Raw genomic sequence first — 23,467 nt, 5'->3', positions numbered from 1 at the left:
TTGGTGCCCCGGGCCGGGGTCGAACCGGCACTCCTTTCGGAACCGGATTTTGAGTCCGGCGCGTCTACCAGTTCCACCACCGGGGCCCGCAGGGTTGCTGTAGAGCGAGGGAAGGCCTCGCGCTACAGCAACCCTACCATTTTTTGTGGGCTACCGCTCGCGACGCGGTCGCTCGCTGCTTGAGCCAGATTCTCAGCTGCGCCCCTTGCGTTCCATCATGGTGTAACGCACATCCCCGCCATGACCGAGCCTCTCGCCGACCTCGCCATCGTCTATGAGCATCCCGAATGGTTCGAGCCGCTGTTCGCGGCCCTGGACCGGCACGGGGTCAGCCATGTGAAGGTCCCGCTGGGTGACAGCACCTTCGATCCGGCCGGGTCGCCGGCGCCGGCGACGGTGGTGTTCTCGAGGGTGGCGATGTCGTCCTTCCTGCGGGAGCCGGAGCATCCGATCTTTTACGCCCAGAGCCTGTTCGAGCATTGGGAGGGACAGGGGACGCGGGTGGTCAACGCCTCCGCCCTGAACATCGACACGTCCAAGGCACGGCAGATGTCCCTGATCGCCCGGCTGGGCCTGAAGGGGCCGGCGACGCGGGTCGCGCACCGGCAGGCGGACATTCCGGGGGCGGCCGAGGGGCTGCGCTATCCGGTGCTGGTCAAGGCCGATATCGGCGGGGCCGGGGCCGGCATCACCCGCTATGACGACCCCGAAAAGCTGGCCGAGGCGGCGGGCGAGAAATGGTGCCCGGTCGGGGTCAACGGTCTCTCCCTGATCCAGGAATATGCGCCGCGCCGGGACGGCAAGATCACGCGGGTCGAGACGCTGAACGGCAAATATCTATACGCCATCGATATCGAGAGCCCGGGCGACGCCTTTGATCTGTGCCCCGCCGACGCCTGTCAGGTGCGGCCGGGGGCGCCGACCCTGACCATGACGAAGACGACGCCGCCGCCCGAGATCATCGAGGCGGTCGAGCGGCTGGCCGTCGCGGGCGCGCTGGAGGTCGGGGGCGTCGAATATCTGATCGACGACCGGGACGGGTCGGTCCTGTTTTACGACATCAACGGACTATCGAACTTCGTCGCCAGACCGGTCGAGGTGCTGGGCTTCGACCCGCATGACGATCTGGTCGACTGGCTCAAGGACATTGTGGCGGAAGAAAAGGCGAAGCGCGCATGAGGTATGGATACTGGGCCCCCGTCTTCGGCGGCTGGCTGCGCAATGTCGCCGATGAGCGGGAGGCGTCGTGGGAGAATGCGTCGCGGCTGGTCAAGCGGTCCGAGGCCCTGGGCTATGACCTGACCCTGATCGCCGAGCTCAACCTGAACGACATCAAGGGCATCGAGGCACCGGCGCTGGACGCCTGGTCCACGGCGGCGGCGCTGGCGGCGGTGACCGAGACGATCGAGCTGATGGTCGCGGTCCGTCCGAACTTCCACCAGCCGGCCCTGTTCGCCAAACAGGCGGCCAATATCGACCGGATCTCGAACGGACGGCTGGCCCTGAACGTCGTCTCGTCGTGGTGGGCCAAGGAGGCGGAATCCTACGGCCTGCAGTTCGACCAGCACGACGATCGTTATGGCCGGACGGCCGAGTGGCTGACCGTGCTGTCGCGCCTGTGGACCGAGAAGCGCGTCGATTTCGAAGGCCAATACTACAGGCTGCAGGACGCGATCGTGGAGCCGAAGCCGACCTCTACCCCCGAGCGGCCGCGCCCGGTCATCTATGCCGGCGGCGAGTCGGAGGCGGCCAAGACCCTGATCGCGAAACACTGCGACGCCTATGTCATGCACGGCGACGAGCCCGAGCATATCGCGGCCAGGATCGCCGACATGCGCGAACGGCGCGAGCGTTTCGGCCTGCCGCCGATGTCGTACGGCATGGCCGGCTATGCCATCGTGCGCGACACCGAGGCCGAGGCCGAGCGTGAGCTGGAGCGGATCACGACCATCCCCGGGCTGGCCGATGGAACGCCGCCGGCGGGCTTCGCCAACTTCGACCAGTGGCTGTCGGGGACCGAGCTGGAGCGGGAGTTGAAGATCCGCGAGTACAGCGTCTCGAACCGCGGTCTGCGCCCCGGCTTCGTCGGCACGCCCGAGACCGTCCGTGCGCGGATGGAAGAGTTCGAGGCCGCCGGTCTGGACCTGGTCCTGCTGCAGATGTCGCCGCAGGAAGAAGAGATGGAACGGTTCTCGGGCCAGGTGATCCGGCCGAACTAATTTCCAGGAGGGCGGCTGGTCGCGCGATCGTTGCCGAGGCGCGACGGCGGTTGGAGTTCGATGGACGCCACATTGTAGCGGACCACGAAGGCGATGAAGCGGGCGCCGATCTCGCCTGTCGCGCCGGCAGCGAGGGCGACCCGACCGTTGCGGTGCGCGCCCAGAACGGCGGCGCGGCCGAAGCCTCCGCCCTCCGGAAATTCGCTTTCGACCCGGCAGTCGCGGGGCGCGCCATTGGCATCCGTCGTGCATCGCAGGGCGGCGATCCCGGACGCGGACCCGGTCCGGGGCGGGAAGACCGGCTGGGGGATGTCCCGCCAGCGCAGGCCGACGAGGCTCTCGCTGTCGACCTGCGCTTGTCCCCGGCCAGGGATCTCCCGCTCGCACGCTGCGAAGACGCGGTCGATCGCCGACGGCGACGCGGGCAGATCGACCGCCATGCGGCGCACCCGTTCTCCGTCTGATACTCCGAGGAATAGCCGGCCCCCTTCACGGAGAAAGGCCGCGATCGAGGCGGGCCAGATGCTGAACAGGGAGGTCCCGTTTCGAGAGCCGACCCATGCGGTGTCGGCCTCGGCATTGTCGGCCATGGAGAAGCGAATGTTCTGTTCCCCTTCGACCGCCTGAACGCCGGAGACGACGACGCTGAGAGTCTGGTCCAAGCAGCGGACGGCGACGCCGAAATTGTCGAAAGTGACGGCGGCGATGGTCAGGTCCCGATCGGCGTCGTGGCCGAAGTCCCAGTCTTCGCTGTCCTGGGCCGAGGCGGGGGCGGCGAGCAGTAGTGCCAGCGCGCCGACGATGAGGGCTCTGGGCATGCGGATTCCGATCATCGGCTATCGCATCCGAAAGACGTTGCGGAAGGCGATCATGCGGGGCGCATACTGGCCCGGCGTTTTGCCCGGGCTGACGATGCGGGCGTTGTTGATCGCGGCGAGGGCGGCGCGTCCGAAAGCGCCGTCGACCGGGAACTCGGATTCGACGACACATTGTTCCAGCCCGCCGTCGGGCTGGACCACGCAGGACAGTATGCCGAGCCCTCGGCGTAGTTGGTTCGGGGATAACGCGGACGAGGCTCGCGCGCCCAGGTCACGCCGCGCGGCAGGCCGTCCTCCTCGATCTCGGGCAGAAGTTCGTCGCGCGGATCGATCGTAGGCCGGTCACAGGCGGTCAGGGTCTCGTCGATGGCGGTCGGGGAGGCAGGCAGCTCGAGATCGTGGCGAAGGTTGCGACCGTCGCCCGCGCCGTTGGGGATGAGGATGCTGACGCGCCCGCCCTCCCGGACTTCCCGCGCCAGAGGGGCGGGATAGTCGGCCACGGCTACCGTGAGATCGGTGGTCACGTTCCAGACGGTCTCGTGGGGCTCGTCGTCGCCGATGCCGATCCGCAGCACACGGGTCCGGGCGCCGCGGGATGCCGGGGGCAGGCCGGCGATCACCGCGCCATAGACTCCGTCGACGCACCGGAAGGCCACGGTCAGACCGGAGTCCATCGGCATGAAGGCCATGACCGACTTCTGGTCCGGCCGGCGGACCATTTCCCAGTCGGCGGTCGCGTCCTGGGCCAGGGCGGATCCGGCGCCGGCGAGGGCGATCAGGGAGGCAAGGGCTTTCAGACGCATACGCTCACTCTCAACTGGGGAACGGATCAGGCGGCAGGGGCGGCCGCGACGTGGCTGTCGGTTCCGCCGGCGAGCACGCGGCGGGCGCGGATGAACATCTCGATCCGCTGGACGACAATCATACCGACGACGAAGACCAGGAAGGCGTCGGCGATGGCCAAAGCATTCAAATGCCAGGCGGCGGCGTGGGGTTCCAGCAGCGACCGCAGGGTGCTGCGGCCGAGGAAAAGGCCGATGATCAGGATGATGCCGAGGGGCGAGGCCTGGGCCTTCAGCGTGCCGTCGGGGGCCCGCTGGATGGTGGTCATCTTGCCGCGCCACCAGCCCGCCGCGCAGCCGAGCGAGAGGCCGAGGGCGAGAATGGCCCAGGCGGTCACGTCAAACGGCGTGTGATCGGCACCGGGCTCCATACTGGCGCCCCAGAGGGCCAGACCCATCAGGGGGACGATGATGGCCGGGGTGACCCAGATCCATTTCGGTCGCAGCGTCCGGGGCGCGCGGTTTCTGAGCAGGATCAGCGGCAGCATGATCACGAGCGCGATGAGCGGTGCGTACTGTTGCGGCGTCATGGTTGTTCCCCGAAGCTCGGCGAACGCTACCCCAGAGGGTGAAAGCGCGGCAAGCCGCCGCAGTCGTTTCCGTCTCCCGCAGGGGGAGAGGGAGTCCTCAGAGCGGTTGCACGACCTGTTCGATGGCCCCGAAGATCGAGTGATGCCTGTCGTCGAGCATCTCGATGCGGACGGTGTCGCCGTGCTTCAGGAAGGGGGTCACGGCCGCGCCGCCGGTGATGGTTTCGACGGTGCGGATCTCGGCGATGCAGGAATAGCCGTGGCCGCCCTGATCGACCGGCTTGCCCGGGCCCCCGTCGGCACCCTTGTTCGACACGGTGCCCGAGCCGATGATCGTGCCCGCGCCCAGGCTGCGGGTCTTCGCGAGGTGGGCGATCAGGACGCCGAAGTCGAAGGTCATGTCGACGCCCGCGTCGGCGGCGCCGAAGGCCTTGCCGTTCAACTGGACTGACAGGGCGCCGGACAGCTTGCCGTCCTTCCAGCGATCGCCGAGGGCCGCGGGGGTGACGAAGACGGGCGACAGGGTCGAGGCCGGCTTGGACTGGACGAAGCCGAAGCCCTTGCCGAGCTCGCCGGGGATCAGGTTGCGCAGGGAGACGTCGTTGACGAGGCCGACGAGGCGGATACAGCCGCGCGCCTCCTCAGATGAGATGCCCTGGGGCACGTCGCCGGTGACGACGACGATCTCGGCCTCCAGGTCGCAGCCCCAGCTTTCGTCGGCGAGCAGGATCGGGTCGCGGGCGCCCATGAAGTGGTCGGAGCCGCCCTGGTACATCAGGGGGTCGGTCCAGAAGCTGGCGGGCATCTCGGCGCCGCGCGCCTTCCGCACCAGTTCGACGTGGTTCACATAGGCCGAACCATCCGCCCATTGATAGGCGCGGGGCAGGGGGGCGGCGGCGTCGCGCTCATGGAAGCGTCCGCGCGGCACGGCCTCGTGATCGAGGCTTTCGGCCAGGGCGCGGAGCCTGGGCTCGCAACGCTCCCAGTCGTCGAGCGCCGCCTGCAGGCTGGGCGCGATCAGGAAGGCGTCGGTGAACCAGGCGAGGTCCGAGGAGACGACCACGAGGCGACCGTCACGGCCGTGCTTGAGCGAGGCGAGTTTCATGAGTTCAGGCTAGGCGTTTTCGGCTCGCCTGCAAACTGTCAGTGGCGGTCCCTCGCCCGCCCGTCTGTCGCGCGCAGGGCGGCGAATGACGGGCGGCGCGACAGGGCGCGACGCGCCTCGCGCAGTTCCCGGACGCGCTCGGGGCCGCGTGACCAGTGGTCGTGGAAGGCGCGGACCGCCTTCGACAGGGCCTCGACCTGTTCCGGGCCGGTCATGGGCCGGGTCTCGGGCTTCGGCTCACGATTCGGCTTTTCGGCCGTGTGGCCGTCGTCGTGGACCCCATGGGGAGGAGGGGGCGGGCCGCCGACGAAGATCTGGTTCACCGTCACCGGCGGGACGCCCGCCTGTACGGCCGGGTGATGATCACCGCCGTGTCCGTGGCCATGGCCCCTGTCGTCCGGCCTGGTCTCCCGGATCTCCCCCTTCAGCGCCGCATCCAGATCCTTGACTGTTCCGTTGACGCCCTTGCCGACCTCCAGCACCGGGCCGAGGTGATCGTCGATAGCGGCGCGCAGGGCCTTGGCGCGCGCCTTCAGCTCGTCGGACGATGCGGCCATGGCGGCCATGGAGGCGTGCAGGATGGCGCGGTGGATGTCGTCAGGCGCGCGATCGGCGTCACTGCTGCCTGACTGGTCCGCATGCCAGCGGCCGAGGAAGAACATGCCCGCCGCGATGGCCAGCAACAGCAGGAACAGGATCAGGGCCAGCAGGGGCGGCAGGCCCAGGAACAGGTTGTCCTGGTTCGGGGTGAAGACGGCGTCGGCTGCTTCGAAATCCGATGGATACAAGGCCCGTTCCCCCACTGTCGCCGAACGCCGTGCGATCATGGCGCAGGGGCCAGCGCCTGACCACGGAAAAGGTTAATGGCGCAAGGTGAAGGTTGTGGGTTCAGCGGTTCAGGAGGGGGCGTGCAGGATGGCGCGCGTCTCGACGCCTTCGCGGGCCGCAGCATCGCGCACCTCGACCTCGACGATGATGGCGCCCTCGGGATCCAGGGCCCACAGGTAGCGGCGCTCTATCTCGACCGTGCGTCCGGATGGGGCAAAGCCTTCGAAACTGTCGCCCCAGGGGGTGATCCGCTTCAGCTCGGGCCATGTCAGGGCGCAGGCGGCATTGAGCTCCTCCTGCGCCATGACGGTCAGTTCGTCGGGCCGCGTCACAGCCACCGGCGCACCCGGCAGCGGTAGGCGTCGTAGGCGGCGCCGAACAGACCCGCCAGATAGCGTTCCTCGCGCTGGATCACGAAGCGGTCGATCACGACGAGGCAGGGCAGGAGGAACAGGATCGTCAGGGGACTGTCGAGGCCGATGGCCAGGCCCAGAAAGGTGACGGCGAAGCCCAGGTAGATGGGGTTGCGCGTGAATCGATAGACGCCGTCGGTGACCAGGGCCGTGGTCGGCTTCCATGGTTCGGGGGCGGTGCGGGCGCGGCGGAACAGGCCGACGGCCCAGCCCTCGATCCCGAGGCCGATCACCAGGCCGGCGATGGCGAGGCCGCGCCGGATCGGGGCGTCGAGGCCGAGAGACGGCTCGCCGACCAGGCGGCCCAGACCCCAGCCCGCGATCAGAAAGCCGATAAAGATCAGCGGCGGCGGGGCGAGGACGCCGGAAACTTCGGGGCGCGGCGCCGTCATTGCTCGTCGCCGTAGATGGCGACCTCGGCGGGGGCGTCGGCGCGGATGGAGCCGCGGTACATGCCGGTGGTGGTCATGGCGAAAGCGGGGCGGCCTTGCGCGTCCATGACGATGACCCCGCCGGATCCGCCCAGCGACAGGGCGTCGTCGACCTCGGCCTGGGCTGCGACCTGACCGGTCGCGCCGTCGGCGATGCGGGAACAGATGTCGCGCGCCACCGAGGCGCGGATGTAGAATTCGCCGTCGCCGGTCGCGGAAACCGCGCAGCCGTCGCGGTTGGACGCATAGGTCCCCGCGCCGATCACCGGCACGTCGCCGACCCGGCCCCAGCGCTTGCCGGTCGTGCCGCCGGTGGAGGTGCCGGCCGCGAGGTGGCCCTGACTGTCGAGAGCGACGGCGCCGACGGTGCCGAACTTGCGCTCGTTCAGGGGCGGGGCGGGCTCCAGCGAGGCCATGCCGGCGGGCGGGGCGCCGGCGGGCCGTTCGGGGATCGGCAGCGTGTTGTCGGTCAGGAATTTCACCAGCCCCTGCCAGCGGCGCTCGGTGAAGAAGAAGGAGGGATCGACCTGCTCCAGCCCCTGCGAGGCCGCGAAGGCGTCGGCGCCCGAGCCGATCAGCATGACGTGGGGCGACTGCTCCATCACCGCGCGGGCGGCGGCGATCGGGTGGCGGGTGGTGGTCAGGCCGGCCACGGCGCCGGCGGTCAGGTCCGAGCCGTTCATCACAGCGGCGTCCAGTTCGTTGCGGCCGGCGGCGGTGAAGACGGCCCCACGTCCGGCGTTGAACAGGGGATCGTCCTCCATCAGCTGGATCGCGGCCTCGACGGCGTCGAGCGCCTCGCCGCCGTTGCGAAGGACCTCGGCGCCGGCCTCCAGCGCCCGCGTGAGGGCGGCGCGATAGGCGGCGTCCTGTTCCGGCGACAGGTTCGCGCGCTCGATGACGCCCGCTCCGCCGTGAATGGCGAAGGACCACTGGGGGCGGTCCTGCGCGGCGACGGGGGAGGCGAGAGCCAAGGCGGCGAACATCGCGAGCGAGCGCGTCTTTAGATTGTGCATTGGCGTGTCATCCCTGTTCGCGCTATATTTTGGCTATGTCCGAGGTCACCGACATCGTCGTGCCGCTGCTCCAGAAAATCCAGCACCAGTTGGGTCGTGTTGAAACAGATGTCTCCGCCATCAAGGAAGACATGCATCTGATCAAGGTGCGGGTAACCGGCATGGAAGAGAATATGGCCGGCATGAACCGCCGCATGGACATGTTCGAACGGCGTATGGAGCGCGTGGAACGCAGGCTGGATCTCGTCGAGGTCTGACACCTACGGCTCGCGCTTGTGATGCGACCATTTCCAGACGCGATAGGCCAGGATCGGAGCGAAGCCGCCGATCAGGGCGCCGGCCAGGACGGGCCAGAAGCCCATCTGGAGCCACTGTCCGATCAGGCCCCCGACCACGGCCGCGACGAGCGGGCCGAGGAACGGCAGCCAGGAGGGAGGCGCGATCTTAATTGGCGTCGACCTTGATGACCCCGCGACGGATCTGGTCCAGCTCGATGGAATCGAACAGGGCCTGGAAATTGCCGTTGCCGAAGCCCTCGTTGCCCTTGCGCTGGATGATCTCGAAGAAGATCGGCCCGAAGGTGTCCTGGGTGAAGATCTGGAGCAGCAGGCCCTCCTCGTCCGAGCCGTCGATCAGGATGCGGTTCCTGCGCATGCGTTCGACGTCATGACCGTGGTTGGGCAGGCGTTTGTCGATCAGTTCGAAATAGGTCTCGATCGTGTCCTGGAACACCACGCCGCGCTCGCGCATGGTTTCGACGGTGGCGAAGATGTCGTCGGTGGCCAGGGCGATGTGCTGGATGCCCTCGCCGTTATAGCGACGCAGATATTCCTCGATCTGGGAGTTGTCGTCCTGGCTCTCGTTCAGGGGGATGCGGATGGCGCGGTCGGGCGCGATCATCGCCTGGGAGAAGAGGCCTGTCGCCTTGCCCTTGATGTCGAAATATTTCTGCTCCTCGAAGGCGAAGATGTCGCCGTAGAAGCCGGACCAGGTCCGCATCTGGCCGCGCTTCACATTGTGGGTCAGGTGATCCAGCAGGTGCAGGCCGACGTTGTTCTTGCGCTCGGCCTCCTCCCAGCCCTCGATCTCGTCCCAGCTGTCGTAGAGGGAGCCGGTCTCGCCATAGGCGTCGATGATATAGAGCAGCGACCCGCCGATGCCGCGCAGGACATAGGCCCCTTCGCCCAGGGCCCCGCCGTCGTGGGCGTCGGCCGGATGGGCGCCTCGGGCGACGGCCTCGTCATAGGCCTTCTTCGCATCATTGACCCGGAAGGCCATGCCGTTGGCCGAGGGGCCGTGATCGCGCGCGAACTCGCCGGCGTGACCTTCCGGCTTCGTATGGACCAGGAAGGTGATGTCGCCCTGCTTCATGCGCACGACGCCGTTCTTCGGGTTCACATGGGTCTGGACGAAGCCCATGACCTCGATCTGCTTGATCATCGACTGGGGATCGGGGCCGGTGAACTCGACGAATTCGAAGCCGTCGACGCCCAGCGGGTTCTCGTAGGCGGGAATGGTGGCGTCAGCCGTGCGTGCGGTCAGATCGTCCATGGGGCGTCTCCTGCAATGTTGCGGGACCAGATCATGCTTTTTGAGGGCGGGGCCGGTCGATTGGCGCGGAACCTAGTGGTGCCGGGACGACAAGCCAAGTCGGGGATGATCACGATGGAAAGACCGACGATGCGGCGCCGAGGCGGATGGACCGGCGATCCCGTTCATTGCTAGGGCTGGAGTCGATCTCCGGGGACGCTCATGCTGCGCAAACTCTACGACTGGGTCTTCGAACAGGCGCGCAAGCCCTATGCCGAGAAGACCATGGCGGTGGTGTCCTTCGCCGAGGCGTCGTTCTTCCCCATCCCGCCGGACGTGATGCTGGCGCCGATGATCCTGTCGCGGCCGGATCGGGCCTATCGCTATGCGGCGGTCTGTTCGATCGCATCGCTGCTGGGCGGACTGCTGGGCTATGCGATTGGCGTCTTCCTGGAGCCGGTGGCCGTGCGGCTGCTCGAGTTCTTCGGCCACGGCATGGACATGAGCGTCTATCAGTCATGGTTCGCGTCGAACGGCTTCCTCGTCATCCTGGGCAAGGGCCTGACGCCGATCCCGTTCAAGCTGGTGACCATCGCCGCCGGCATGGCCCATTTCCATCTGGGTCTGTTCATCCTGGCCGTGGCCATCACCCGATCGGGGCGGTTCTTCCTCGAGGCCTGGATTCTCAAGACCTGGGGACCGTCCATGCTGGCGATCGTCGAGAAGCGGCTGGTCCTGTCGTTCGTGATCGCCCTTGTCCTGCTGGTCGGCGGATTCCTTGCGCTGAAGCTTCTGTGATCCTCCCCCGTCGGGGGAGGGGGACCATGAAATGGTGGAGGGGGCCGGCTCCGGACGCCGAGTGTGGCGTGGGCCCTCTCCGTCACGTCGCGAAGGCGCGCTGCGCCACCTCCCCCGATGGGGGAGGATTGGATCGACGGACGCTCAGGGTCGGTCTAAGAACGAGACTATGAGAAGCGCCTATCGTCTCCTGACCCGTTGGTGGACCGCCTTCGCCTTGGCGATTTCGCTGGCGATGCTGGGCGCAGCCCATGCGTTCGAGCGGTTCGCCGGCCTCAGCCCCTGCAACCTCTGCCTCAAACAGCGCGAGGTGTTCTGGGGCGCGGTGGCCATCTCACTCGTGGCCACGCTCTGGGCCCTCATCAGTCAGTCGCGCCGGGGCACGCCGCGCATCGCCGCCTTCCTGCTGTTCGCCGTCTTTGCCACCGGCGCGATCACCGCCGGCTTTCATGCCGGGGGTGAGCTGAAGTGGTGGGACCTGCCGGCGCTTTGCGCCGGCGGCGGCGCGGGCGCGGACCTGGAAGGCCTGACCTCGCTGGCGCTGGGCACCGGTCCGGCCGTCCGGATCGCCCTGTGCGACGCGGTGACGTGGAGCTTCCTCGGCCTGTCTATGGCAGGATGGAACGCCCTGATCTCCGCTGCGCTTGCAGGGATCAGCCTGCTCGCCGCCAAGAGGCCCAAGGATGCCAGAGCCCCTCGCAACTGAACCCCGCCGCACGGCTTTGCCCCGTCCGGGGCGGGGAGCGATGCGCGCGCGGATGGCCGAGATCCTGCGCGTCGATCACGCCGGGGAGTTTGGGGCCGTGAAGATCTACGAGGCCCAGGCAAGGGTCTTCGAGGGCGTGCGCGGCAAGGCGGCGATCACCGCCGACATGGTCGAGATGCAGGCGGGCGAAGCAGTGCACAAGGCGCGCTTCGATGCCTTGTTGACACAACACGGCGTGCGGCCGACTGCCATACTGCCGCTGTGGTCCCTGGCGGCGACCGGGCTGGGGGCTGCGACGGCCCTGATGGGCGAGAAGGCGGCCCATGCCTGCACCGAGGCGGTGGAGAGCGTGATCGAGCAACACTACGCCGATCAGATCGCCGAGCTGGCGGACCGCGAGCCGGAACTGGCGGCGGAGCTGACGAAATTCCGCGACGAAGAGCTGGAACACCACGACCACGCGGTGGCGCATGGCAGCCGGGAGGCGCCGGGGTATCGGTTGCTCAGCGCTGTGATCAAGGCGGGATGCCGGGTGGCGATCAAGGTGTCGGAGCGGGTCTAGCCTCCCTTCTCCCCTTGCGGGAGCAGGAAGCGGTCACTGCTCGAACGTCACCACCCCACTCTCCGCCGAGCGCTCATGCGCCACGACGGTCGCGAACGACCGCCTGGATAGAATCGCTCAGTGGACGCTGATGCAGCGACCGGGTCTCCATGGCGGTCTGCCTTCGCTGATCGGATCAGAACGGCCGCACCACGATGACGATGCCGTTCAGTGAGCCGTGCGGCAGCTTGCCGCCGAATTGTTCCAGCCCCATATCCGCCCGTCTTGACGCCTATTGCTCAGGCAAACGTTCCGCACTCTACAGACTATCCAGACTCCGTTTCGGGGAGTCCGGTTGTCCCGACTTCCCGGACTATTCGGACTTCATTTCCCGTTTGCTCGCCAAAGGCCACGATGACCGACGCTCCGCCGATCCGCCACAAACGCTCCGGTCTGTTCGCGCCGATCGGCCTGTTCCTGATCGTGCTGATCGCTTGGTCCATCTGGTGGTTCGTGCTGGCCGGTCAGGTCCGCAACCAGCTGGATCAGCGGGTCGAGGCGATGCGCGCCGGTGGATGGGATGTGACCTATACCGCGCTGGGAACCTCGGGCTGGCCGTTCCGCGTCCGGCTGGGCGCCGGGAACGTCTCCATCACCGCGCCGTCGGGCCTGGCCGTCGCCGCGCCTGAATTGGCCGCCGAGGCCAACGCCTGGAATCCCGACAAATGGGTGCTCGTCGTCGACGAAGGCCTGGTCCTGACCCGCCCGGGCAAGGGCAAGGTCGCCGTACGTGGCCAGTTCATCCGCGCCAGCGTCCACGGCCTGACCCAGCGCTGGCCCAATGTCGCCATCGAGATGGCGAAGCCGGAGTTCACCTCGCATGAGGGGGCCGAGGTCTTCCCCATCTCCCGCGCGGAGAAGGCCGAACTCTATCTGCGGCCCCATCTGGCGCCCGCCGGTTCGCCCGGCGTCGACACCAGTGTCGACGTCCTGTTCCGCCTGATCGACGCGGAGGGTCGCCCCGGCGGCCCGGTCGAGGGCATGGCCCGCAACGGCAAGCTGACCGCGCAGATCGAAACGGTCATCGAAGACGCCGACCGGCTCCAGGGCGCGGATGCGGCCGGAGTCTTCGCCGCCTGGACCCGCGCGGGTGGACGCTTCACCGCCGTGCGTGGCGAGCTGTCGGCGGGCGAGAGCCGCGCCACCCTGTCCAGCGAGGTCCTGTCGGCCAATGCCGACGGCCGTCTGCAGGGCGTGGTCTCACTCCAGGCGGTCAAGCCGATGGCCGCCATCGCCGGGCTGGCGCGTTCGGGATCGGACTCTGTCAATCGCGTGGGCGCGGCCGGGGCCGCCGCAGCCACCGCCGTGCGGGGCGACGACGACATGGCGCTGGAGCTGACCTTCCGCGACGGCCGCACCTTCCTCGGCCCCTTCGCCATCGTCCCGGCGCCCAAGCTGTTCTGATGGCGAGAAAGCACGGAGCCCTGCTGGAGGAGCCCAGGGTCGATACCGACCGGCTGGTGCTCGATCAGGCCCTGATCGAGGCCCTGACCGACCGGCTGGCTGTCGGGCCCGACCCCTCGCCCGATGCGTCCACCCTCGCCCTGCGCGCCCTGCTGGCCGAGGCCTACGATCCTCATCAAGCCGCCATGCTCCGCGCCCTCTGGGGGCGGATCGAGGCCCGCACCGGTCCGGCTATGGTCGTCGCCGGCGCCGCCGCCCAACTGCTGGCCGCCGACCGGTTCGGACTGTCGGCCCAGGCGGTCGCCGACCCCGACGCGGCCCTGGCCCGGGCCGCGTCCGGCGCCCGCGCCCTGATCGACCTCGCGACCGGCCATCCCTGGTGGGGCAAGCTGCTGGCCCGGCCCGGGTTGCGGGTCATCGCCGCCCTGCCTGACGACCGCCACGGCCTCCCTTCGACGCTCATGATCGCCGCCGCGCCAACCGGCCCGACCGGCGAGGACCGCACCTTCTGGGTGACCGATTCGGGAATGTCCGATGGCCGTATCGTCGAGGCGCTGGCCGCTTGCGGCTTCGTCGGCAAACCGCTTGCCTCCGCCAGCGGCTTGAAGCTGTTCATGTTGGCGGGCTATGTGCAGGCCGAAGACGGACGGCTGAACCATGCGCCTGGTTCGCTGTCCGGCGTCATCGGCTCAGCTCCTCTGTTCTGACGTCTCCCCGAGTTCCGAAAGACCGCCCCCATGACCGAGATCATCGCGCCCGCGCCCAAGCCGGGCATCCTCGACATCGCCCCCTATGTCGGCGGCAAGTCGTCGATCATCGGCATCGCCGAGCCGATGAAGCTGTCGTCGAACGAGAACGCCCTGGGCGCCGGCTCCAAGGCCCGCGAAGCCTATGAGGCCGCGATCAAGAACATCCACATCTACCCCGACGGCCGCGCCACCAAACTGCGCACGGCGGTCGCCGAACACCACGGTCTGGAGCCCGAGCGGCTGATCTTCGGCAACGGGTCGGACGAGGTCTTCGCCCTGCTGAACCAGGCCTATCTGACGCCGGGCGACAATATCGTCACCGGCCAGTACGGCTTCCTCGCCTACCGGATCAGCGCCCTCGGCTGCGAGGCCCAGGTCAAGCTGGCGCCGGAACCGGGCTACAAGGCCGAGGTCGACGCGCTGCTGGCCGAGGTCGATGAGCGGACCAGGATCGTCTACGTCTCCAACCCGTCGAACCCGACCGGCAGCTACAATTCGGGCGAGGAAATCCGCCGCCTGCACGAGGCCCTGCCGCCACGCATCGTGCTGGTCATTGACGAGGCCTATGCCGAGTTCGTCACGGAGGCCGACTGGGAGACCGCCTTCCCGCTTGCCCGCGAGGCGGCCAACGTGGTCGTCACCCGCACCTTCTCCAAGATCCACGGCCTCGGCGGCCTGCGCGTCGGCTTCGGCTACGCGCCGATTGGCGTGGCCGAGGCGGTGGACCGCATCCGCCTGCCGTTCAACGTGTCCATCCCGGGCATCGAGGCGGCGACCGCCGCCCTTGGCGACGAGGCGCACCAGAAAGCGTCGCGCGAGATGGTCCAGACCTGGCGCCCGCGCCTGACCCAGGCCATCCGCGGCTTCGGTTTCGAGGTCCTGCCGAGCGCCGGCAACTTCGTCCTGGTCCTGTTCAAGGACGAGAAGCGGAACGCGGCGGCCGCCAGCGATTACCTGAACTCCAAAGGCATCATCGTTCGCCCGGTCGGAGGCTACGGCATCCACGACGGCCTGCGCATCACCGTCGGCACGGAAGACCAGAACCGCGCCGTCATCGACGCTCTGAGCGAGTTCGCAGCGAGCTGATCGACCTTGCGGCTAGAGGCGGGGCGCCACCGCGCTTTGGGACAGCAGGGCTTTCGAGGCCGACTCGATTCGCCCCTCCAGTTCCTCCATGAAGGGGGCGCGCTTCAGTCCGGCGGGGATGGGCTCGAGGAATTCGAAGGTGGCCACGCCCTGCGGAATGGACCCTTCCGCCGGCCACCAGACGCCGGAGTCTGTCGCGACCGGAATGCAGGAGACCTCCAGATCGCGGTAGAGGGCGGCGATCCCGGGCTTGTACTCGGGCACGGCGCCCACTTCAGCTCGAGTGCCTTCGGGAAAGATGATGACCTGACGGCCCTCGGCGATCCGCTCGCGGGCCTGACGCACCATGTCCTTCAGCGCCTTGGCGTGGCCGTCGCGATCCACGGCGATCATTCTGGTCTTCACGCCGAACCAGCCGAGGAAGGGCATGTGCGTCAGCTCCTTCTTCAGCACGAAACAGGGGTCCGGCAGGACCGCGATCAGGGCGACGAAATCCAGCAGCCCCTGATGCTTGGACGCGACAAGGGCGCCGCCGGTCGGCAGATGCTCACGGCCCAGGGTCTGAACCTTCACGCCCGCAATCCAGCGGTAACCCCAAAGAGCCGTCCGGGCCCAGATATGGACCACGCCCATCGCCTGGCGGTGACCCATCAGCAGAGCCGGCGACAGGCCTACGGCGACGGCGGCCATCGACAGGTAGAACCAGACAACGAACAGGAATGTGCGGAGGCTCTTCACGCGGGCGCCGCTTCCTTCTCGGCCGTCGGCCGCTCGTCGTGGCCGGTGACCCTGTGCAAGGTCTCCCGGCCGAGGACGGCGAGGTATTTGACGTATTCCAGCGTCATCCGTCTCGCCGTGACGGCCGCCCGCCACCAGCGCGAGTTGTCCAGCGACGGCGTCGAGACGGCATAGGGCGTCAGCTCCAGATCCGGCGCTGCGCTGCGCAGTTCCAGAATGGAACGGGGCATATGGTAGTCGGAGGTGACCACGATCAGGCTGTCATAGCCCCTGGCGCGGGCCCAGGCGGCGATTTCCTGGGCGTTGCCGTTCGTGGTCTCGGCCTCGAAGCCCAGGTCGACGCAGCAGTTGAACAGGCGGTTGGACCCCGGCGTCAGCTCCCGCAGTTCCTGGCGGCGGACCTCGCGGTTGACGCCTGAGATCAGGACCCGCTCGCCCTTGTCCTGTTCCAGCAGGCGGATGGCGGCGTTGACCCGCTCGGCGGAAGGGCCGGTCAGGGCGACGATGCCGTCGGCGCGTTCCGGCTCCGGCGCGGGCGTGAAGCCGCGCACCCGGTCGGCGAAGGCGAACAGCCCCACCAGCCAGATCAGGGCCACGATCCCGACAAGCGCCAGAAACTTCATGCTTAATCTCTAGCCGCCGACCTGGGACGCGCCAAGTCTCGCCATCGCCCGTCCGGCGCCAAGTCGTGCCGCGACAAGCGCCACCGTAGCGGCGACCAGCGGGCAAGGCGAGAGCATCAGGATATCGGCCCAGGCGACGGGCAGGGCGGGGGTCAGGCCTTCGGATCCGCCGAGCGCGCGCAGGAGGGCGAGCAGGGCGATGGCTGTCGCCGTTCCGGCCGCGCCGGCGACCAGGGCCAGCAGGGCGTAGCGGCGCTGGAACAACCAGGCGATGGCGGCGTCGGTGGCGCCGGAGAGGCTCAGGGTCTCAATCACCGAACGGCGCGCCTGGATGCCGGCGCGGACGGCGTAGATGATGGCCGCCCCCGCCGCGAAGGCCGTGGTCAGGAAGGCCGCGAGCGCCAGGACGGTGATCAGGGTCGCCGACCGTTCGACCTCGCCGCGCCACAGGCTGTGGTCGTCGACCGTGGCGTCCAGCCCTGCCTCGGCCAGGGCGCGGCCCAGGGTCAGGGCGCTGGCGGGCGCGCTGCGGTCCAGGCGGACGGTGACCAGATAGGGCAGGGGCAGGTCGGCCAGCACGGCTTCGCCCATCCACGGACGCAGCAGGGCCTCGGCGGTCTCGCGGTCCATGGCGGCGGCCTCGGCCACGCCGTTGACGCCGGCCAGGGTCTCGGCGGCGCGGGCGGCTGAGGTGGCGCCGCTCTCACCGACACGCGGACGGACCTGGACCGTGGCCTCGGCCCGCAGTTCCCGGGCCCATCCGTGCGCCGCCCGGTCCGCGGCGACCGCGCCGACGGCGGCGAGGCAGGCGAGGAAGCAGAGGACGGCGATGACCGCGGCCAGCCAGCGCTCCCCGGCCGCGTCGCGCGGCAGGAGACCGCTCTCGGGCCGGACCGGTCGGGCTCGCGGGCCGGAGCCGAACAGGGTGGACCAGCGGATCACGTCGCGACCCCCGAGATGCGGCCATTGCGCAACTGCAGCCGGCGCGCGCCCGACCGCCTGGCCAGATCTTCGTCGTGGCTGGCGATCAGGACGGTGGCGCCCAGCGTATTGAGCGCCTGGAACAGTTTCAGCAGTCTGTCGGCCATGGCCGGGTCGACGCTGCCGGTCGGTTCGTCGGCCAGGATCAGGTCCGGTTTGGCCATGACGGCGCGGGCGATGGCGAGGCGCTGTTTCTCGCCGCCGGACAGGGCGGTCGGCAGGGCGTCGGCGCGATCGCCCAGCCCGACCCAGGCCAGCATCTCCTCGACGTCGGCGGCGTAGTCGCTGCGTTTGCCGCCCCGCACCCGCAGCGACAGGGCGGCGTTGTCGAAGACGCTGAGGTGATCCAGCAGACGGAAGTCCTGGAACACGACCCCCATGCGCCGACGCCAGGCGGGCCGGTCGCGGGCCGTGATCCCGGTGACGTCTTCTCCGAACAGGGCGATGCGGCCTTCCTCGGGCCGGTCGGCGAGGGTCAGAAGACGCAGCAGCGAAGACTTTCCCGCTCCCGACGCGCCGGTAAGGAAGTGGAAAGAGCCACGCGGCAGGATGAGGTTAACGTCCCGCAGCACGCCGGGCGATTCGGCATAGCCGAACCCGACCGCCGACAGGCGGACGGTTTCGGGCGAAGGCGCGGATTCGGCGGCGCGACGGGGCGACTGAAGCATCGATTGTTTTCGTTAGGACCGGACCGCTTTGCGTTCCGACAGGAGGGGGCCGGCGAGCGGCCTCGCAGTCAGCGACCATGATACTGACCTGCCCGTCCTGCGCCACCAGCTATTTTGCCCCCGACGGCGCCATTCCGCCCGGCGGCCGCAAGGTGCGTTGCCAGTCCTGCGCCCATGTCTGGCACGGCATGCCCAGCGACGAACCGCTGGAGCTGACGGCGGCCAGCGAACCGATCCTCGCTCAGGAGTCCAGGAGTTTTGAGGACGCGCCGCCGGTCTCGCCCGAGATCCCCGCGCCCGAACTGCCCAAGGCCTTCCGTGCCCGGGCCGAACAACAGCGTCGGCTGCGCCGTGCCGCGACCCATGGCGCGGTCTGGGCCGGTCTGGCCAGCCTGTTCGTCGGCCTGATCGGCGCCGGCTGGCTGTTCCGGGTCGAGGTGGTGGAACTGTATCCCCGGGCCGCAGCCGCCTACGCCATGGTCGGGACGCCGGTGAACCCGACCGGGCTCGAGTTCGAGGCCCTGACCGCCAAGGCCGTGGCCGAACGGCCGGACATGGTGATGGTGTCCGGCGCCCTTCGGAACGTCAGGGATCGCGAGATCGTCGCGCCGCCGGTCCGGGTCGCCCTGCTCGACGCCCATGGGGCCGAGGTCGGGTATGCCCTGATCGAGCTGGACGGTGCCCCCGTCCTTCCGGGCGGGGTCCAGGGCTTCGCCGCCCTGATCCGCGACCCCGGCGCGCATGGCGTCGATGTCGGCGTCGATTTCGCCAGGGCGGGAGCCGGACCGGCCGCGCATACGGAGGCCGCGCCCGCCGCCCGCGCCCGGCCCTTGCCGACGCCCGACGAGCACGGCCTGCGGCCCGCCATGATCGAGGAGGCCCCGACGATGCATGCCGAGCCGATCGACGCGACCCCGGTCCCCGCCGCGCCGACGCATGAGTCTATCGACAGCCATGGGGCCGAGGCGGTATCCGCCTCGCATGGCTGAAGCTCCCCCGACGCCCACCGTCCTCCTTTCCGAAGCCGAGATCGGCCGGATCGTCGCCGATCTGGCCGAACGGATCGCCCCGGTCATCGACGACGAGACCGTGGCGGCGGTGCTGCTGACCGGCGGCCTGTGGTTCGCCGCCGACCTGACGCGGGCCCTGTCGCGGAACGGACGCCAAGTCCGGTTCGACGCCCTGTGGCTTGCGTCCTACGGAGACGAAAAGTCAAGCCGTGGCCGGATCGACGTGCATGCGCCGTTCCAGCGGTCGCTGACGGATCGCAAGGTGCTGATCCTCGACGACGTGTTCGATACCGGCCTGTCGCTGGCCGAGGCCGTGCGGCATGCAAGGGAGGCAGGGGCCGCCGAGGTCGTGACCTGCGTCTTCGCCCGAAAGCCCTGGCCGAAGCCCCGTGCACCCGAGCCGGACTTCGTCGGCTGGGAGGCGCCGAACCGGTTCCTGGTCGGCTACGGTCTGGACCACGCCGGCGCCCTGCGCGGCCTGCCGGACATCTGCGCGCTGGATTAATCCGCGCCCGTCAGCGCGGCCAGGACGCCCTTGCCGTAGCGGTCGATCTTGGTCTGGCCGACGCCGGAGATGGCGGCGAGCGCGTCGAGCGAGCCCGGCTCGCGCTGGGCGATCTCCAGCAGGGTCTTGTCCTGGAAGATGACATAGGGCGGGACGTGCTGTTCGGCGGCGCGGTCGCGGCGCCAGGCGCGCAGGGTCTCGAAACGGGCGCGGACGTCGGCGTCGAGCGCCTCGACCGCGGCGTTGCGGTCGTTGCGGGTGCGGTTCCTCGGGCTGGCGGATCGGCCGGTGTCGGAACCCGGCGGGGTGCGGCGGACCTCGACGGCGATCTCGCCGCGATAGACGGCGCGGACCCGTTCGGCGTCGCCGAGGCCGACCAGCGGCTTGCCGTCGTTGGGATCCTCCAGCAGCAGGCCTTCGAACATCAGGTGGTCGACGATGTCGCGCCAGCCGCCCAGCGAGATCTCCTTGCCGATGCCCCAGGTGGAGAGGTCGCTCTCCCACGGCTGGACGTCTTTCGTCTTGCCCAGCAGGTGGTCGACGATCCGCCCCTTGCCGAAGCGGCCGCCGAGGCGCTGGACGGCGGCGAGCGCCTTCTGGGCCGGGACGGTGGCGTCATAGAGGGCGGGCGGGTCGGAACAGACGTCGCAGACGCCGCACGGGCCGGCGTCGGTTTCCCCGAAATAGCGCCGCACGGCCTGGGGCCGGCAGGTCGCGCCGTCCAGCATGGCGAACAGCTGGCGAGCTTTCCGCGTCTGGACCTGTTTGACCTCCTCGGCCATCGGGCGACTGTCGAGACGCTTCAGGGTCCAGGCGATGTCGGAGGGGCCGTAGAGGGTGATGCCCTCGGCCGGTTCGCCGTCGCGGCCGGCGCGGCCGATCTCCTGCCAGTAGGCCTCCAGCGAACCGGGCGGATCGGCGTGGATGACGAAGCGGACGTCGGCCTTGTCGACCCCCATGCCGAAGGCGATGGTCGCGACCATGACGGCGCCGTCTTCGGCCAGGAACCGTTCGAGCCGCCTGTCGCGCTCTCCGCCCGGCATTCCGGCGTGATAGGCGATGGCGTTGGTCCCGGCGGATTTCAGGGCGTCGGCGACGCGTTCACAGCCGTCGCGGCTGCCGCAATAGACGACGCCCGACTGGCCGCGTCGGGCCCGAACCAGTTCGATGACGTGGGCGTCGGTCCTGGCGCGCGAGGCGCTCTCCTTGCGAATGGCCGAGAGCTGCAGGTTCGGGCGGGCGAAACTGTCGACGAAGACGGCGGCGTGCTCGAGGCGGAGCGAGGCCAGGATGTCGTCGCGGGTGCGGGCGTCGGCGGTGGCGGTGACGGCGATGCGGGGGACGCCGGGGAAGAGTTCGCCGAGGCGACCGAGGGTCCGATAGTCGGGGCGGAAGTCGTGGCCCCATTGCGAGACGCAGTGGGCCTCGTCGATGGCGATCAGCGACAGGGGCAGGTCGCGCAAACGGTCGGTCAGGGCGCCGGAGGCCAGGCCTTCGGGCGAGACATAGAGCAGGTCCAGTTCGCCGGACTGCGCCGCGCGCAGGACATCGGTGCGTTCGTTCAGCGACAGGCCGGAGTCGAGCCGGGCCGCCGCCACGCCCTGCTGCTTCAGCGCCTCGACCTGATCGGTCATCAGGGCGATCAGGGGGGAGATGACGAGGCCGAGGCCCGGGCGCAGGATGGCCGGGATCTGGTAGCAGACGCTCTTGCCGCCGCCGGTCGGGAGGACGGCGAGGACGTCGCGGCCGGCCATGATTTCGGTGACGACCCTGGCCTGCAGCCCCCGGAAGTCGGCATGGCCCCAGACCCGCTCCAGCGTCTGCCGCGCGGCGTCGAGGCCGGGCGGGGAGGTGGGTGAGTCGGCGAGCATCGGCGGTTTGTGCCCGATCCGGTCCCGGGTGTCATCCGCCGAAACAGAAGGGGAACACCGCAGACGACCCGTCAGAGGGTCGGCGACTCCGATATTGCCGCCTCGGTTGCTCTCTGAAGGTGGTCGAGAGCCCCGCTGGCGACGAGCGAACCGTTGACGAAGAATTCGGGCATCGTGGTGACGCCTGCAGCGATGCCGCTGGCCCGGACCGCGCGCAGGGCAGGGATCGTCGCCGGATCGGCGAGACAGGCCTCGATCTCGGTTCTGTTGCGGCCGCTGGCCTCAATGCCGGCCAGGTACCAGTCCATCACGGGGCCGCCGTCGATCATCGTCTGCTGGGCGTCGAACAGGGCGCCCGCGACGTTCATCCGGTTTTCGCGTACGGCGCACTGGACGATTCCGGTGGCGACCTCTGAAATTGCACGCGGATCCGTCGGCAACTGCCTATACACCAGACGTGCGCGGCCGGTCGCGATCTCAGTCTCAATAATTCTCGGCAGAACCTCCTCATGCCAAGCCGCACAGTTGCGGCAGACCAGGGAGGTGTAGGCGATGATGGTGACCGGCGCGTCGATATCGCCGAGGACCAGTTCGTCCTCCGTCACTGGCGGTACCGGTCGGGCCACGCCGTCCGCAGGTGGGGGCGGCATTTCGGCCTGGATGGGGCCGGCGGCGAGCCCCAAGATCAAGGCGACGGCTTGCAAGAACATTTTCTAACTCCTGGGTGACGGCCTGCGTCGTCCCGATTGCCACAAAATTGGCTGCGGTCAACCTGGCACCCGGCAGCTCGGCCGCCCATCCCCGCCAGCATTGAACGGGTCCTTTGCAGGCGCCGCGTCCGTTTCTCAAGCTGCGGGTTCAGCCATCGAAGGTCACCGTTCGCCCCTCGGCACGACCGTATATGATCCAGTGTTCATAGCCGGATGCGAACTGGCCCGCCCGCACGGCCAACTCGACGTCAGGGTTCGCCCTGAGATAGGCTCGGTCCGTGAAGAGCGGCGCGCGACCATCTTCGCCCAGATAGCTTCTGAGAAATGCCTGGACCACTGCGCCAACCACGGCGTCGTTTACGTGGAGACAATCCTCCATGTAGGCAAACGCCCGAGGCCCCGCTGTGACCATCTCGAACGACGGGAAGTAGTCGACGGCCTGATGTCGTCTCGCGATAGATTCTGCTGCCGCCCTCAGCGTCGATTTGGATGCAGTGTTGGCAATCAGGACGTCTCGTCCGGAGAACGTCTCCTGCATTGGAACCGGCGACACTGTTACGACAATGCGCGCCGAGGCGTTCAGCCGCCAAATCATTCCACAAATTTCTTCGAGAGCATTGATGTTTTCTGCGACGTCGGTCTCCTCCAGAACGTAGCGAGCCGCCTCCCTTCTCGTCGCGGCGAAGCCAGGTGCGATGTTGAGATAGAGATCCTGCGCGTCGTCTTTCCAAACTTCGTTGAGGCCCAGCGTCATCACAATCACATCGGCCCGTGCGATCCTCGGGAAATATTCTGCCATCAGATAGGTTCTGCGCTGGATCGCCCTCTCCAGACTTACGGGCAACTGACCAGGCCCCAGTTGCGGATCGATCCAACCTTTCGCCGTCTCAAGGAAAAAGCGGGCGGTCATTTCGGGTGTGTCGCTGATCCAGCGGATTTCGTTTAGGATGGAGGCCGTCGTGAACTTGTTCACCAAGGCGTTCGCCCTGACCGTGTCAGAGTACTCGTTTTTCGGCGACAGGATTTGCTTACTAAGCACGTCGATGTCGTTATAGATCAGATATTCTTCTATGTTTCGGGCGAAGCATGACCCAAGACAGAAGAAGCGGTCGGTCCTCCCGATCGAAAATTTGGCCTCGTGCGCGACCCGTGACGGCGCGTGATTGAAGCGTTCGATGTCATCGAACCAACGGCTGTTCGACCGCCCCGCTGCGTTACGCCAAGCGTCCTCGCCCTTGATCGTCATCGTGCTGGCCTCCGGTCTGACCGCGATCCTATTCCTTCG

The 23,467-nt window shown here is 68.4% G+C and carries 27 protein-coding genes and 1 tRNA gene; 11 read left to right on the top strand and 17 right to left on the bottom strand.

The features are described from left to right. Position 1: 1 nt before the first annotated feature. A tRNA-Leu gene (locus ACP7A5_RS10835) sits at positions 2–86 on the bottom strand. Between the two features lie 154 nt (positions 87–240). Between ACP7A5_RS10835 and ACP7A5_RS10830 the strand changes: the two genes are divergently transcribed. Beyond that, positions 241–1,179, top strand: a complete 939-nt coding sequence (locus ACP7A5_RS10830; protein ID WP_426041941.1) for an ATP-grasp domain-containing protein — start codon at positions 241–243, stop codon at positions 1,177–1,179. Continuing rightward, a complete protein-coding gene (locus ACP7A5_RS10825) occupies positions 1,176–2,219 on the top strand; it encodes an LLM class flavin-dependent oxidoreductase (protein ID WP_426041940.1) in 1,044 nt (347 codons plus the stop codon). The genes ACP7A5_RS10830 and ACP7A5_RS10825 overlap by 4 nt, the downstream gene beginning before the upstream one ends. Here the strand turns inward: ACP7A5_RS10825 and ACP7A5_RS10820 are convergent. From ACP7A5_RS10820 to ACP7A5_RS10785, 8 genes are all read right to left on the bottom strand, one after another. After that, on the bottom strand, positions 2,216–3,037 hold the full coding sequence (locus ACP7A5_RS10820) for a hypothetical protein (RefSeq protein WP_426041939.1): 822 nt from the start codon (positions 3,035–3,037) through the stop codon (positions 2,216–2,218). The genes ACP7A5_RS10825 and ACP7A5_RS10820 overlap by 4 nt on opposite strands. Before the next feature lie 50 nt (positions 3,038–3,087). Beyond that, the gene (locus ACP7A5_RS10815; protein ID WP_426041938.1) at positions 3,088–3,840 is read right to left on the bottom strand and encodes a hypothetical protein; all 753 of its coding nucleotides are present in this window, start codon (positions 3,838–3,840) and stop codon (positions 3,088–3,090) included. A gap of 26 nt (positions 3,841–3,866) precedes the next feature. Continuing rightward, a complete protein-coding gene (locus tag ACP7A5_RS10810; protein WP_426041937.1) occupies positions 3,867–4,409 on the bottom strand; it encodes a DUF1453 domain-containing protein in 543 nt (180 codons plus the stop codon). A 97-nt stretch (positions 4,410–4,506) separates the two neighbouring features. After that, the gene (locus ACP7A5_RS10805; RefSeq protein WP_426041936.1) at positions 4,507–5,514 is read right to left on the bottom strand and encodes a fumarylacetoacetate hydrolase family protein; all 1,008 of its coding nucleotides are present in this window, start codon (positions 5,512–5,514) and stop codon (positions 4,507–4,509) included. Positions 5,515–5,552: 38 nt separating this feature from the next. After that, the gene (locus ACP7A5_RS10800; protein WP_426041935.1) at positions 5,553–6,302 is read right to left on the bottom strand and encodes a hypothetical protein; all 750 of its coding nucleotides are present in this window, start codon (positions 6,300–6,302) and stop codon (positions 5,553–5,555) included. A 108-nt stretch (positions 6,303–6,410) separates the two neighbouring features. Continuing rightward, a complete protein-coding gene (locus ACP7A5_RS10795) occupies positions 6,411–6,680 on the bottom strand; it encodes a hypothetical protein (protein ID WP_426041934.1) in 270 nt (89 codons plus the stop codon). Next, positions 6,671–7,147, bottom strand: coding sequence for a methyltransferase family protein (locus ACP7A5_RS10790; protein WP_426041933.1), 477 nt, complete (start codon positions 7,145–7,147; stop codon positions 6,671–6,673). The genes ACP7A5_RS10795 and ACP7A5_RS10790 overlap by 10 nt, the downstream gene beginning before the upstream one ends. Continuing rightward, the gene (locus ACP7A5_RS10785; RefSeq protein WP_426041932.1) at positions 7,144–8,202 is read right to left on the bottom strand and encodes an isoaspartyl peptidase/L-asparaginase family protein; all 1,059 of its coding nucleotides are present in this window, start codon (positions 8,200–8,202) and stop codon (positions 7,144–7,146) included. The genes ACP7A5_RS10790 and ACP7A5_RS10785 overlap by 4 nt, the downstream gene beginning before the upstream one ends. A gap of 35 nt (positions 8,203–8,237) precedes the next feature. Between ACP7A5_RS10785 and ACP7A5_RS10780 the strand changes: the two genes are divergently transcribed. Continuing rightward, a complete protein-coding gene (locus tag ACP7A5_RS10780) occupies positions 8,238–8,459 on the top strand; it encodes a hypothetical protein (RefSeq protein WP_426041931.1) in 222 nt (73 codons plus the stop codon). A gap of 187 nt (positions 8,460–8,646) precedes the next feature. Here the strand turns inward: ACP7A5_RS10780 and hppD are convergent, their stop codons facing one another. Next, complete coding sequence (gene hppD / locus ACP7A5_RS10775) at positions 8,647–9,753, bottom strand: 4-hydroxyphenylpyruvate dioxygenase (RefSeq protein ID WP_426041930.1); 1,107 nt, start codon at positions 9,751–9,753, stop codon at positions 8,647–8,649. Positions 9,754–9,954: 201 nt separating this feature from the next. On the opposite strand from hppD, the gene ACP7A5_RS10770 reads away from it, so the two are divergent. From ACP7A5_RS10770 to hisC, 6 genes are all read left to right on the top strand, one after another. After that, complete coding sequence (locus ACP7A5_RS10770; protein WP_425989118.1) at positions 9,955–10,530, top strand: YqaA family protein; 576 nt, start codon at positions 9,955–9,957, stop codon at positions 10,528–10,530. A gap of 169 nt (positions 10,531–10,699) precedes the next feature. Further along, entirely contained in the window at positions 10,700–11,236 is a 537-nt protein-coding gene (locus ACP7A5_RS10765; protein ID WP_426038764.1) for a disulfide bond formation protein B, read from the top strand. Next, positions 11,214–11,798 (top strand): demethoxyubiquinone hydroxylase family protein, encoded by a 585-nt coding sequence (locus tag ACP7A5_RS10760; RefSeq protein ID WP_426041929.1) that lies wholly within the window; start codon positions 11,214–11,216, stop codon positions 11,796–11,798. The genes ACP7A5_RS10765 and ACP7A5_RS10760 overlap by 23 nt, the downstream gene beginning before the upstream one ends. Before the next feature lie 393 nt (positions 11,799–12,191). Beyond that, the gene (locus tag ACP7A5_RS10755; RefSeq protein WP_426041928.1) at positions 12,192–13,241 is read left to right on the top strand and encodes a DUF2125 domain-containing protein; all 1,050 of its coding nucleotides are present in this window, start codon (positions 12,192–12,194) and stop codon (positions 13,239–13,241) included. Next, the gene (locus tag ACP7A5_RS10750) at positions 13,241–13,948 is read left to right on the top strand and encodes a hypothetical protein (protein ID WP_426041927.1); all 708 of its coding nucleotides are present in this window, start codon (positions 13,241–13,243) and stop codon (positions 13,946–13,948) included. The genes ACP7A5_RS10755 and ACP7A5_RS10750 overlap by 1 nt, the downstream gene beginning before the upstream one ends. A gap of 30 nt (positions 13,949–13,978) precedes the next feature. Beyond that, positions 13,979–15,076, top strand: a complete 1,098-nt coding sequence (gene hisC / locus ACP7A5_RS10745) for a histidinol-phosphate transaminase (RefSeq protein WP_426041926.1) — start codon at positions 13,979–13,981, stop codon at positions 15,074–15,076. 12 nt (positions 15,077–15,088) lie between these two features. Here the strand turns inward: hisC and ACP7A5_RS10740 are convergent, their stop codons facing one another. Genes ACP7A5_RS10740 through ACP7A5_RS10725 form a run of 4 tightly spaced genes read right to left on the bottom strand, consistent with a single transcriptional unit; the run spans position 15,089 to position 18,086 of the window. Further along, on the bottom strand, positions 15,089–15,814 hold the full coding sequence (locus ACP7A5_RS10740; RefSeq protein WP_426041925.1) for a lysophospholipid acyltransferase family protein: 726 nt from the start codon (positions 15,812–15,814) through the stop codon (positions 15,089–15,091). After that, positions 15,811–16,437: a YdcF family protein gene (locus ACP7A5_RS10735; protein ID WP_426041924.1), complete on the bottom strand. Its 627-nt coding sequence runs from the start codon at positions 16,435–16,437 to the stop codon at positions 15,811–15,813. Before ACP7A5_RS10735 ends, ACP7A5_RS10740 begins: the two co-directional genes overlap by 4 nt. A gap of 9 nt (positions 16,438–16,446) precedes the next feature. Continuing rightward, positions 16,447–17,379: a cell division protein FtsX gene (locus tag ACP7A5_RS10730; protein WP_426041923.1), complete on the bottom strand. Its 933-nt coding sequence runs from the start codon at positions 17,377–17,379 to the stop codon at positions 16,447–16,449. Then, the gene (locus ACP7A5_RS10725) at positions 17,376–18,086 is read right to left on the bottom strand and encodes a cell division ATP-binding protein FtsE (protein ID WP_426041922.1); all 711 of its coding nucleotides are present in this window, start codon (positions 18,084–18,086) and stop codon (positions 17,376–17,378) included. The genes ACP7A5_RS10730 and ACP7A5_RS10725 overlap by 4 nt, the downstream gene beginning before the upstream one ends. A 77-nt stretch (positions 18,087–18,163) precedes the next feature. Between ACP7A5_RS10725 and ACP7A5_RS10720 the strand changes: the two genes are divergently transcribed. Next, the gene (locus tag ACP7A5_RS10720; RefSeq protein ID WP_426041921.1) at positions 18,164–19,075 is read left to right on the top strand and encodes a zinc-ribbon domain-containing protein; all 912 of its coding nucleotides are present in this window, start codon (positions 18,164–18,166) and stop codon (positions 19,073–19,075) included. Next, positions 19,068–19,601 (top strand): phosphoribosyltransferase, encoded by a 534-nt coding sequence (locus ACP7A5_RS10715; protein ID WP_426041920.1) that lies wholly within the window; start codon positions 19,068–19,070, stop codon positions 19,599–19,601. The genes ACP7A5_RS10720 and ACP7A5_RS10715 overlap by 8 nt, the downstream gene beginning before the upstream one ends. Here ACP7A5_RS10715 and recQ read toward each other — a convergent pair. The 3 genes from recQ to ACP7A5_RS10700 form a co-directional block, all read right to left on the bottom strand. Further along, positions 19,598–21,472, bottom strand: a complete 1,875-nt coding sequence (gene recQ / locus ACP7A5_RS10710; RefSeq protein ID WP_426041919.1) for a DNA helicase RecQ — start codon at positions 21,470–21,472, stop codon at positions 19,598–19,600. The genes ACP7A5_RS10715 and recQ overlap by 4 nt on opposite strands. Positions 21,473–21,543: 71 nt before the next feature. Continuing rightward, positions 21,544–22,182: a thioredoxin domain-containing protein gene (locus tag ACP7A5_RS10705; protein WP_426041918.1), complete on the bottom strand. Its 639-nt coding sequence runs from the start codon at positions 22,180–22,182 to the stop codon at positions 21,544–21,546. Between the two features lie 148 nt (positions 22,183–22,330). Next, positions 22,331–23,428: a GSCFA domain-containing protein gene (locus ACP7A5_RS10700; protein ID WP_426041917.1), complete on the bottom strand. Its 1,098-nt coding sequence runs from the start codon at positions 23,426–23,428 to the stop codon at positions 22,331–22,333. Between the last annotated feature and the right edge of the window lie 39 nt (positions 23,429–23,467).

Origin of the sequence: Brevundimonas sp. TWP2-3-4b1 (assembly GCF_049897665.1) — a bacterium.
Lineage (GTDB): Bacteria > Pseudomonadota > Alphaproteobacteria > Caulobacterales > Caulobacteraceae > Brevundimonas > Brevundimonas subvibrioides_B.
Note: the sequence above shows the minus strand (reverse complement) of the source record. Positions and strands in the feature narration are given on the sequence as shown.